Origin of the sequence: Stenotrophomonas sp., assembly GCF_032066555.1 — a bacterium.
Classification (GTDB): Bacteria; Pseudomonadota; Gammaproteobacteria; order Xanthomonadales; family Xanthomonadaceae; genus Stenotrophomonas.
On the sequence record NZ_DAMBKV010000003.1, the window covers coordinates 269,566 to 280,365 of the forward strand.

At 65.6% G+C, this 10,800-nt stretch carries 10 protein-coding genes; 3 read left to right on the plus strand and 7 right to left on the minus strand.

Annotated features, from left to right (window positions below; genetic code table 11):
- Positions 1-74: 74 nt before the first annotated feature.
- Both RT131_RS06210 and RT131_RS06215 read left to right on the plus strand, forming a co-directional pair.
- Positions 75-371 (plus strand): hypothetical protein, encoded by a 297-nt coding sequence (locus RT131_RS06210; protein ID WP_313171214.1) that lies wholly within the window; start codon positions 75-77, stop codon positions 369-371.
- The gene (locus RT131_RS06215) at positions 338-1,126 is read left to right on the plus strand and encodes a zinc-dependent peptidase (RefSeq protein ID WP_313171360.1); all 789 of its coding nucleotides are present in this window, start codon (positions 338-340) and stop codon (positions 1,124-1,126) included. The genes RT131_RS06210 and RT131_RS06215 overlap by 34 nt, the downstream gene beginning before the upstream one ends.
- A 212-nt stretch (positions 1,127-1,338) precedes the next feature.
- Here the strand turns inward: RT131_RS06215 and RT131_RS06220 are convergent, their stop codons facing one another.
- The 4 genes from RT131_RS06220 to dusA form a co-directional block, all read right to left on the minus strand.
- Positions 1,339-2,766, minus strand: a complete 1,428-nt coding sequence (locus RT131_RS06220; protein ID WP_313171216.1) for an ATP-binding protein — start codon at positions 2,764-2,766, stop codon at positions 1,339-1,341.
- A 23-nt stretch (positions 2,767-2,789) separates the two neighbouring features.
- Complete coding sequence (locus tag RT131_RS06225) at positions 2,790-3,473, minus strand: response regulator transcription factor (RefSeq protein WP_057627010.1); 684 nt, start codon at positions 3,471-3,473, stop codon at positions 2,790-2,792.
- A 73-nt stretch (positions 3,474-3,546) separates the two neighbouring features.
- Complete coding sequence (locus RT131_RS06230; RefSeq protein WP_313171218.1) at positions 3,547-3,936, minus strand: hypothetical protein; 390 nt, start codon at positions 3,934-3,936, stop codon at positions 3,547-3,549.
- Between the two features lie 199 nt (positions 3,937-4,135).
- Positions 4,136-5,149, minus strand: coding sequence for a tRNA dihydrouridine(20/20a) synthase DusA (dusA, locus tag RT131_RS06235; protein ID WP_313171220.1), 1,014 nt, complete (start codon positions 5,147-5,149; stop codon positions 4,136-4,138).
- 337 nt (positions 5,150-5,486) lie between these two features.
- Between dusA and RT131_RS06240 the strand changes: the two genes are divergently transcribed.
- Positions 5,487-7,313, plus strand: coding sequence for a cyclic nucleotide-binding and patatin-like phospholipase domain-containing protein (locus tag RT131_RS06240; RefSeq protein ID WP_313171222.1), 1,827 nt, complete (start codon positions 5,487-5,489; stop codon positions 7,311-7,313).
- 19 nt (positions 7,314-7,332) lie between these two features.
- Here RT131_RS06240 and RT131_RS06245 read toward each other — a convergent pair whose 3' ends face one another.
- The 3 genes from RT131_RS06245 to RT131_RS06255 are packed head-to-tail and all read right to left on the minus strand — an operon-like array spanning position 7,333 to position 10,743.
- Positions 7,333-7,680, minus strand: a complete 348-nt coding sequence (locus RT131_RS06245; protein ID WP_313171224.1) for a DUF3307 domain-containing protein — start codon at positions 7,678-7,680, stop codon at positions 7,333-7,335.
- Positions 7,681-7,717: 37 nt separating this feature from the next.
- Positions 7,718-9,943, minus strand: a complete 2,226-nt coding sequence (locus RT131_RS06250; protein WP_313171226.1) for an adenylate/guanylate cyclase domain-containing protein — start codon at positions 9,941-9,943, stop codon at positions 7,718-7,720.
- Complete coding sequence (locus tag RT131_RS06255) at positions 9,940-10,743, minus strand: hypothetical protein (protein ID WP_313171228.1); 804 nt, start codon at positions 10,741-10,743, stop codon at positions 9,940-9,942. The genes RT131_RS06250 and RT131_RS06255 overlap by 4 nt, the downstream gene beginning before the upstream one ends.
- Between the last annotated feature and the right edge of the window lie 57 nt (positions 10,744-10,800).

Sequence of the window (10,800 nt, forward strand, 5' to 3'; positions counted from 1 at the left end):
CCGGGGAGCGCCCAGCGTCGGCTCCCAATTCCGGAGAAAAAGCAGGCTAGAATCGGAAATTCGCCCGCCCTTGGATGTTGACGATGCGCCACCTCGCTCATTGCCTGATCCTGCTGCTGGCGCCGGTTGCAGCGCAGGCTTCGGACGCGCTCGGCGGCGCTGGCCAAAGTGCGTGCAGCTACGCGCCGGCCGAAGTGGAGCGGGTGGCGGCCCCGGCCGCCGCGGTTGGCATCGCCAACGCCCCGCCGGCCACCCCGGCCCCGGCCAAGACCGCTACCCCGCGTGCTGCCGGTGGTGGAAGCGATGAGGATCTGCTGCCGCGCCTGCGCGCACCGCGCTGGCACCGCTTGTTGCCCGGGATGTTCCGCTGATCCAGTCGTTGCTGCGCTGGTGGCAGCGCACGCCGCCTCCACTTGATGACGCACTCTGGCAGCAGACCTGCCGGCACTGCCTGTGGTTGTCCACGTTGTCCGCCGAGCGCGAGCGCAAGCTGCGGGCGCTGGTAGAGCTGTTCCTGCAGCGCAAGACCATCACCCCGGTTGCCGGGCTGGAGCTGGATGCCGGCCAGCGCATGCTGCTGGCAGCGCTGTGCTGCCTGCCGCTGATCGAGTTCGGTCGCGAAGGCCTGCATGGCTGGTCGGAACTGGTGGTCTACCCGGATGCATTCCGCGTGCGCCAGACCCATACCGATGCGGCCGGGGTATTGCACGAGTGGGACGACGAGCTGATCGGCGAGGCCTGGGGCAGCGGCCCACTGATCCTGTCGTGGGCCGATGTGCAGGCTGACATCGCCGATCCGCAGGCCGGCTTCTGCGTGGCCGTGCATGAGATGGCGCACAAGATCGATGCGCTGGATGGCGCCATCGATGGCACACCGCCGCTGCCGCGCGAATGGCAGCGGCAATGGGCGCGGGATTTCCAGCAGGCCTATGACGCGTTCTGCGCGCAGGTGGATGCGGAGGTCGAAACCGTGATTGACCCCTATGCGGCGGAAGCGCCGGAGGAGTTTTTTGCGGTAGTCAGTGAGTACCACTTCTCCGCACCGGAACTGCTGGCGGAGACAATGCCGGCGGTGGCCGCGCATCTGCGGCGGTTTTATGGGCCGGTTGAGGCTGCGCTGCGGTAGAGCTAGAGCTAGAGCAGGATCAAAAGCGAACCCCTCCCCGGCCCTCCCCTACGCACTGCGTGCGCAAGGGAGGGAGCAGGCTTCGCCCCCTCCCTTTGGCGCAGCCAAGGGGAGGGTTGGGGAGGGGTCGGTTTTTGACTTTGCCTTCAGCTCAAGCGCAAGAAGCACCAAGAACACGCACGCGGCCGGCAATTCCCAGGCCTGTTCCGGAACTAGATACCCGGCGGCAAGGTCACTTCAAAACGGGCGCCGCCCAGCTCTTCCGAACGCTTGACCTGCAGTTCACCGCGATAGGCCTTGATCAGGTCCTGCACGATCGACAGACCAATGCCGTGGCCCTGCACGCGCTCATCGCCGCGCACGCCACGCTGCAGCACCTTGGCGATATTGTCCTCGGCAATGCCCGGGCCATCATCGTCCACTGCCAACGCCAGGCCTGCGCGCTTGCCATTGCCAGCGGTGATCGGCTTGGCGGTCAGCAGCACGCGTCGGTTGGCCCACTTGAAGGCGTTCTCCAACAGGTTGCCCAGCAGTTCCTGCAGGTCGCCCGGCTCGCCGTAGAAGTTCACCCCCGGCGCCACCTCGAACTCGCAGAACACGCCCTTGGCGGCGTAGACCTTCTCCAGCCCGCGCACGATTTCCTCGGCCGTGGTTTCGATCGGCACCGGCGCGGAGAACAGCTTGTGCCCGGACGATGCCGCGCGTGCCAGCTGGTAGGACACCAGGTTGTTCATGCGCTGCAACTGCACGCCCACTTCCTCGCGCAGCTCGCTCTCATTGCTGGTACCGCTTTCCAACTCGTTGCGCAGCACCGCCAGCGGTGTCTTCAGGCTGTGCGCCAGATCGGCCAGGGTATTGCGCTGGCGCTCCAGGTTCTCGCGCTCGCTCTCGATGAAGGCGTTGATGCTTTCGGTCAGCGGCTCCAGCTCGCGCGGATGCAGTTCGCTCATGCGTTCGCGTTCGCCGCGCTGCACGCGGGTCAGTTCGTTGATCACGCGCTTGAGCGGGCGCAGGCTCCACTGCAGCACCAGCGTCTGCAGCAGTAGCAGGATCAGGCCGGTAACACCCAGCCAGAACCACACCGCCGCACGGAAACTGCGCAGCTGCATGCCCAGCGCGCGCGAATCCTCAAGCACATAGATGGTGTACGGGAACTCGGATTCGGGCGCGCCATCGCCGCCCCATACCAGGCCCATGCCGTAGCGATAGACCTCGCCGGGCGTGCCGTCGATCTGGGTGATGGGCAAGGGACCTTCGAATACTTCCTCGCGCGGCTTGAGCGTGTGCTCGCTCACGTCCGGCAGCATCGGGCCTTCGGCCGACATCGAGTTGGCGACATGGCCGGGCATCACCACCTGCAGGTACAGGCCGCTGCCGGGCACATCGAAACGCGGATCCGGTGGCTGTTCGCGGATGTACAGCGAGCCATCACGGGTGAAATCGATGCCACCGGCATAGGCGGTGGCGTAGTTCTTCAGGCGCTCGCTGAGGTTGTCACGCGCTGTCTGGCCAAAGGCCGCATCCAGCGCGTAACCGGCCAGGGCCAGGAAGGCCACCAGGCCCACCGACGCCGCCAACAGCTGGCGGGCCTGCAGGGAGCGGGGCCGCCAACGCTTCAATAGCCACTGACGGCCCGTCATCACGCTCTACCCCTTGGCGGGGCTCAGCCCTCGTTGCGCGGAATCGCGAAGCGGTAGCCGCGACCACGCACGGTTTCGATCGGCTTGAGCTCGCCGTCCGGGTCCAGCTTCTTGCGCAGACGGCCGATGAACACTTCCAGCACGTTCGAGTCGCGGTCGAAATCCTGCTGGTAGATGTGCTCGGTCAGGTCGGCCTTGGAGACCAGCTCACCGGCATGCATCATCAGGTATTCCAGTACCTTGTACTCGTAGCTGGTCAGGTCGACATTGCTGCCGGCCACGCTCACCGTCTGGGCGGCCAGATCCAGCGCCACCGGGCCACATTCCAGGGTCGGCTTGGACCAGCCAGCGGCGCGGCGCAGCAGCGCGTTGACGCGGGCCAGCAGCTCTTCCACATGGAACGGCTTGACCAGGTAGTCATCGGCGCCCTGCTTCAGGCCCTCGACCTTGTCCTGCCAGCTGGAACGTGCGGTCAGGATCAGCACCGGGAATTTCTTGCCCTCGTCACGCAGCGCGCGGATCAGCTCCATGCCCGACATCTTGGGCAGGCCCAGATCGATGATGCCCACGTCGAACGGCACTTCGCGGCCCATATACAGGCCTTCCTCGCCATCCTGAGCGGCATCCACGGCAAAACCTTCGCGCTTGAGGCGGGCCGCAAGGGTTTCCCGCAGCGGGGCTTCGTCTTCAACCAGAAGGATACGCATGAACTCTCCCTAGTACTTTGGGCCGGCCAAGCGGCCAGCGTGTGTATTCAAAACCCACAACCACTATCGCTGTTCAGGAGTTATCGCCGCGTGGTGGCAGCTCCGCCCGCTGGTCGCGCGGGTGGTCTCGTGAAGGCGAAGGGTCGTCCATGTAGCGTACGCGCCCACGGTCATCCATGTATTTGACACGATTGATGTCGCGGCCGTCATACGGCACGCGCTCGGCGCCAAGAATGCGCCCACCGGTCTCGCGTTGCACGCGCCGCACGGCATCGGACAGCGAGCGGTCTGCACCGCCCTGACGGCCCGCGCGTGCAACGCGCTCACCGCCGTCCATGCCACGGGCGTGCTCGCCCCGCGATTGTTGCGGCTGCTGCGCCGACGCCACGACCACGCCCGGACCGGCCACGACCAACGTGGCAATCAGGGCGACCAGCAGACGACGACGGGAAAGCGAATGCATGGGACAGATCCTAGCGGACGGCGAGGCAACGTTCAAAATTCGTAAACCACGACCCCTGAAAATTTCCCCGAGGCCTTACGAAATCGAGCCAAATTCTTGATTTTTAGGGGTGAATCCGATCTGAACCCGTCCCCTCGCCCTGCCTACTCGTTCAGCAAGCTGACCAAACATGTCCTGCGGCGCCGCCTCCATCGACCGCTCAGGCAACCCGTGCGGCCTGCTGGCGGGTGACCTCCAATGCCTGCTCGACCAGTGCCCAGTCGGCACCCGGCCGGTGCGCGCCCTCGCTGAGCACCTGGCGGAAACCGCGTCCACCCGGCTGGCCATGGAACAGGCCGAGCACGTGGCGGGTGATGTGCTTCAAGGCCAGGCCGGCACCCAGCTGTGCCTCGACATAGGGCCGCAGCGCAACCAGCAGTTCCTCGCGGCCGCGCAGCGGCTGCCCGGTCTGCGCGCAGTCCAGGGCATGCAGCACGTAGGGGTCGTGATAGGCCGCGCGGCCGAGCATCACCCCGTCCATGTGCTGCATGTGCTGCTGTGCGGCCTCGACCGTGGCGATGCCACCGTTGATCACCAACGGCAGCGTCGGACGCTCACGCTTGAGCTGGTAGGCCCATTCATAGCGGAGCGGCGGGATCTGGCGGTTTTCCTTGGGCGACAAGCCCTTGAGCCAGGCATTGCGGGCATGCACCACCACCATCGCGGCGCCGGCCTGGACCTGCCGATCCACAAAACCGGCAAACACGTCGTAGTCCTTGTCCTCGTCCACACCCAGGCGGCATTTGACCGTGATCGGGATATCCACCGCCGCCACCATCGCCGCGACGCATTCAGCAACCAATTCAGGTTCACGCATCAGGCAGGCACCGAAGCGCCCGGCCTGGACCCGGTCAGACGGGCAGCCACAATTGAGGTTGACCTCGTCATAGCCCCACTCGGCGGCAATTCGGGCAGCCTGGGCCAGCGCATCGGGATCGCTGCCACCCAGCTGCAGGGCCAGCGGCTGCTCGACCGGGTTGAAACCGATAAGCCGCTCGCGGTCGCCATGGATCACCGCATTGGCATGCACCATCTCGGTATACAGCCGCGCGCCCGGCGCCAACAGCCGGTGGAACACCCGGCAATGCCGATCCGTCCAGTCCATCATCGGGGCGACGGACAGGCGCAGGGAGTCGGCGTAGCGGGTGGCAGGCGAGGCGGAAAGCTGGGACATGATCGGATCGAAAGTCAGATGGCTGTGCGGCCTCAACGGGCGCCAGCGGGGAACTCGGGCTGCAAAGAGTAAACGACCGGGCTGAACCACGCCGCTCCGTGACCTCCGCAGCCACCCGACGGCCCCGTGCTGAACCACCACAACTCAGCCCAGGCAGGATGCATGGGCGCGTCCCGGTAGCTGACCGTCTATCCCTGCCCCACCCCTGTCCACCGCCTCGTCGTGGGGTCGCGGCTGACGCATTTGCGCGGAACATCGCCCGGCGATTCAGCCCACTCTTACGGTCTGCGGCGATAACAGGCGGGTAAACGTCACCGATCACAGCACGAGCCGTCCCTTGGATACTGCCACCGCTCCCCGTTCCGACCTGCTGGCCGGGCTTTCCGACGCCCAACGCGACAGCCTGCTTGCCCGGATGCGGCGACTGCAGCTGCGCAAGGGCGAGCACCTGGTACGCCAGGGCGAGGCCGCCAATCATGTCTACTACGTGCTGCGCGGGCGCTTTGAGGTGCTGCTCGGTGGCCGTCACCTGGTGGCCGAGATCGGAGCAGGGGAACCGGTCGGCGAGATCGCCTTCTTTGGTGGCCTGCCGCGTACCGCCGATGTGGTCGCCAGCCGCGACTCGGAGGTATTGGAACTCAGCCGCGACAGCTTTGAGCATGTGTCGGCGGCGCAGCCGGACTTCACCCAGTCGATCCTGCGCATCCTTGGCCGACGCCTGGCCGCCACCACCTCGGCAGCGGCTGCGATGGCACCACGCATCGCCGATGCAATCGGGCTGTGCCCGGCCGGCAGCGCCCCCATCCCGGCGCAGCTGGTCGAACAACTGCTGCAGGCCTTGCAGGCCAGTGGCACCGCCGCCAGCGCCCTGCGTGCACGCGACCTGCCCGCCGACGTCGTCGCCGACAACGAGCAGCAGCTCTCGCAGTGGCTGGGCCTGCAGGAACACGCCGGCAACAAACTGGTGCTGGTCGCCGGCGATGGCAATGACGTCTGGGACCGCGCCGCGCTGCGCCACTGTGACCAGTTGCTGCTATGCGGCCGCCAGGACCTGGCGGAGGCCGGCCCGGTACCGCTGAGTGCGCTGGAAGCCTATGCCCTGCCCCTGTTCCGGCCGCGCCAGGTCGGCCTGCTGCTATGGCGCGAACAGGCCGGCGATGCCATCCGCCACACCCGTCATTGGCTGCAGGATCGGCCACTGCACTTGCACCATCATCTGGCATTGCAGCAACCACGCGACTACGCACGGGTGGCGCGGCTGCTGACCGGACGCGGGCTGGGTGCGGTACTGGGCGGCGGCGGTGCATTGGGTGCCGGCCATATCGGCACCTTGCGGGCGCTGTCCGAGGCCGGCATCGAACTGGACATCATCGGCGGCACTTCGATTGGCTCGGTGGTCGGCCACGCTTACGCCGCCGGCCAGGACGCCGCGGCGATGATGCAGGACTACGAGCAGTTCTTCCTGCGCAACAAGGCGCTGGGGCGCTTCACCCTGCCCTGGTACAGCCTGCTCGACCACCGCCACCTGGATGCCTGCATGCAGGCACAGCTCGGCGATGCACGCCTGGAAGACCTGCCGCTGAACTACTTCGCGGTGGGGGCCAACCTGTCCACCAACGAGTTGGAAGTGGTGCGCCACGGCCTGACCTGGCAGGCACTGCGCATTTCCACCGCCATCCCGGTGGCGCTGCCGCCGTGGATCAACGAACAAGGACAGGTGCTGGTCGATGGCGGGGTGATGAACAACGTGCCGATCTCGGTGATGCGCGCCATCAAGAGCGGGCCCAACATCGTGTCGATGCTGTCGCCGGGCAACGAGTGGCGGGTGCGGAGTGCCTACGGCAACGTACCATCGCGCCTGTCACTGGCCTGGCAGCTGCTGCGCGGGCGGCGCAAGGGCGATGACTTCCCGCGTATTGGTGAGGTGGCGGCGCGTTCGATGCAGATCACCTCCGGGCGCATGCTGCGCGGCACCGGTCTTGGCAGCGACCTGCTGCTGAAACCACCCACCGTCCCGGGCATGGGCCTGCTCGCCTTCAAGCTGGGCCGTGCGCAGGAACAGGCCGGTTATGAATACACGCTGCGTTTCCTCGACAAGGCCGGCGGCCTGGACGGCATCAACGCCTGGCGCCGCGGCGAAGTGATGCCCGAGTTCGAGGATTGATGCGGCGCAAGGCACGCGATCAGGGCAAGGGGCCGAACACCATCAGCAAGGCCACCCACACAAATTTGCAGACGATGTGCAGCAGCTGGTCGACGTTGTAGCTGATGCGATGGCCGCACTTGAGGTCATCGATCAAAGCATGTGCCAGCGCCTCGAACAGGCCCAGCAACATGCTGCCGGTGACCCAGCCCACCACCCCACCGTGGATCACCGCATGCGCGCCCAATGCCTGGTACCACGGCACCCCGGCCAGCGGCGCGAAGCGGTTCTTGGCCCTGGACAGAAACTCGCCCTGCAACGGGTAATCCGCCAATGCATGGCCGACGATCAACAACACAAACGTGGTCAACGACGGAATCAGGGACATGTGCCGATCGGGTTCAGGTCAGGGGTTGAGTCTGGCACTACTTGGAGGTCGCCGTGAAGATGCCATCCCATTGCGTCGGCGGATGTTTGATCAACTGCTCAAGTCGCTGCAGGTAAAGCATGTGCAACTGCGTAAGCAGCTGCAGTTCGTACTGCGCCTGCAGTGCGCCGAGCGCACGCAGCGCAGCACCGAAATCCCCGCAGCGATACAGACCAAGAACCTGTGCGTGGGCCTGTGCCAGCGCCTGGAAATCCGCCTGCTGCGCAAACTGCGCATCGCCAAGCAAGGCAAACAGCTGCACCGGTTCAGTGCGTCCCACCACCCGCACCCGATCCACTTCCAGATAGGCCAGATCGGCAGCCTCGACGCGCACCGCATCGGTCACCATCACGGTGACGCCGTAGTACTTGGTCAGCCCTTCCACGCGCGAGGCGAGGTTGACGGTGTCACCAATGGCCGAATAGGAGAACCGCTGCTGCGAACCCAGGTTGCCGACGCAGGCATCGCCCAGGTTCAAACCCACACCGATGCGCAATGCGCTGCCGCGTTCGCGATTGAGCGCCTCCACCGCAGCCACCATGCCCAGCGCCGCCAGGCAGGCCTTGCGTGGATGCGCGGCGATGTCGACCGGTGCATTCCAGAACGCCATGATCGCGTCGCCGATGTACTTGTCGATGGTCGCTTCATGCGCCAGCAACACATCGGTCATCGGCGTCAGGAAGTCATTGAGCAACGCGGTCAATGCATCCGGGCTGAGATTCTCCGACAACGAGGTGAATCCGCGGATATCAGATAAAAGCACGGTGATCCGCCGCGTCTGGCCACCAAGCTGCAGGGCCTGCGCATCGTGCGACAGTCGCTCGACCAGCGCAGGTGACAGGTAGCGCGCAAATGCCGAACGCACGAAACGCTTCTCTCGGTTACCGGCAAACAGCAATGCCGGCAGCATGCTGACAAACACCGCCAGCAGGCATAGCAGTGCCGGCACCGGATCCAGCAACCAGGCGTGCCGGGTATACGCCCACCACGCCATGCCGAGCACACCGGCCAGCAACAGCAGAAAGACCAGCGAAGACAGCAGCGGCCGTGCACCCGCCAGCACCAGCAACAACAGCACACTGCTGACGATGGCAACCAGCACTTCCGCGCCGCGCGCCCAATCCGGGCGCTGCAGGGATTGTTGATTCAAGGCCTGGTCGATCAGCTCGGCATGCACATTGACGCCGGGTTCGGCCGCCGCCAGCGGCGTGGCAACGATGTCGCGCAGGCCGATGGCCGAGGTGCCGACCAGCACAACACGGCCCTCCACCTTGTCCGACCATGCCGCCGCATCACCCTGCAACAGCTGCCATGCCGGAATCACCGTCATATGCGGCATGCCCGAATAATGGACGCGAAAGCGGCCATCGGCGGCGGCTGGCAACTCCAGCATGCCGACCTTCACTGCAGTCAGCGCAAGCGGGCCAGCGGCGCTTTCACCGCTGGCATCACTGGAGCGCAGCACCAGGCCGGTTGCGCCCTGCGCGACGCGCAGGGCTTCCACGCCCAGACCGGGATAGAGCTGGCCATTGGCGGACGCCAGCAACGGCATCGCACGGATGATGTTGTCGTGTGCCGGCGGAAACGAAAAGCTGCCGATGCCGGTGGCCGCCGCGCTCAACGCCGGCAGATTGGACAACCCGCCTTCGAAAGCGGGCAGATAGCGGCGCGGGTCGCTGCCGGCGAACGACAGCCCGGCCAGCGGCGGTGACAATGCGCGCCGGGTTTCGCTCGACAGCGCAACCCCCATCACCACCGGGTTGCGGGCGATGGCCTCGGCGAACACGCGATCATTGTCCAACGGCGCGCCATCCGGCACCTGGACGCCGATGCCCTGCGCCTGCAGGCGCTGCAGCTGTTGTCCCAGCGAAGTACGGTCCGGTTCGGTGAACACCATGTCGAAGGCAATGACCGCCGCACCAAGACTGCCGACGGTATCGACCAGCTGTCCCATCTGATCGCGCGGCCACGGCCATTGCCCAACCCGCGCCAGCGATGCCTCATCGATGTCCACCACCAGCACGCCCGGATCAGGCGTGGCCGCACGCGGGGCGGCGCGCTGGAAACTGTCGAACAGCAGATCAGCCTGCCGCGACAGGCCATCGCGGAACGCGGTGTCGATCAGCAATGCCAGCAACAACACCGCCACCCCACCGAGCAGCAAGCTGGCGCGGCGCGGTCGCGCTGGCGTTGCCTTGCGGCGGCTCGACGACAGCGCGCTCACGGGGCGCCGGAAGCAGGCGTCTCACTGGTTTTCTTGCCAGCGAAGATGCCGGTGGCCGACCAGTTCGTTCCGCCTTCCTCACGCACATCGAAGGTGCCCAGCATCGCCGCGGTGTTGTCCGTGCCGTCCGAGGCGAAGCCAGCGGTGTAGCGGCCGAAATAAGGCGCGGCCATGGTGGACTCGATGGTCCCCGAGATCGCGTTGTCCGGCATGCCGGAAGCGGCTGAACCCAGGTCAAAGCTGCTGCCGAAACTGTGCCCATCGAAATTGGCGATGTTCAAGCTGCCGGTGCCGGCGGCAAAGTTCACTGTCGCGGTGAAATCCCCGGTCAAACCGTCGACGACCTGGTCATCACGATAAGCCGCACCGATCACCATGCCCGAATAGGTGGCAACGATGTTGGTCGGCAGCTCGGCCAGCGGGGTCAGCTTGCCGATGATCCAGTAACCGTTCTGTGCGACGTTCGGTGGCACATCCTCGCCCGGAATGCCCGGCTGGGTTCCCGGTACATTGATCGCCTCCCAATGTCCCCAGCTCAGGTAATCGCAGTTGCAGAGCAGGTCCGGGCTTCCGTCCACGCGCAGGCTGCCTTGGTTGCTTTCGAACTCATAGCTGCGGTCATGCAGATAGTCACCCGCACCTGACAGGGAGGCACCGTTCCAGGACTCCGGCGCAATGCTGGCGGTGAAGGTACCGGCGGCAGCATCGAACTGGAAGCTCGCGGTGCTTGTGGACACTGCCGTGTTGCCGGCATAGGCAGAGGCGAAGCCTTGCATGATGCCGTTCAGCGTCTTGGGCAAGTCTGGTTCTACTGGTTCTACTGGTTCTACTGGTTCTACTGGTTCTACTGGTTCTAC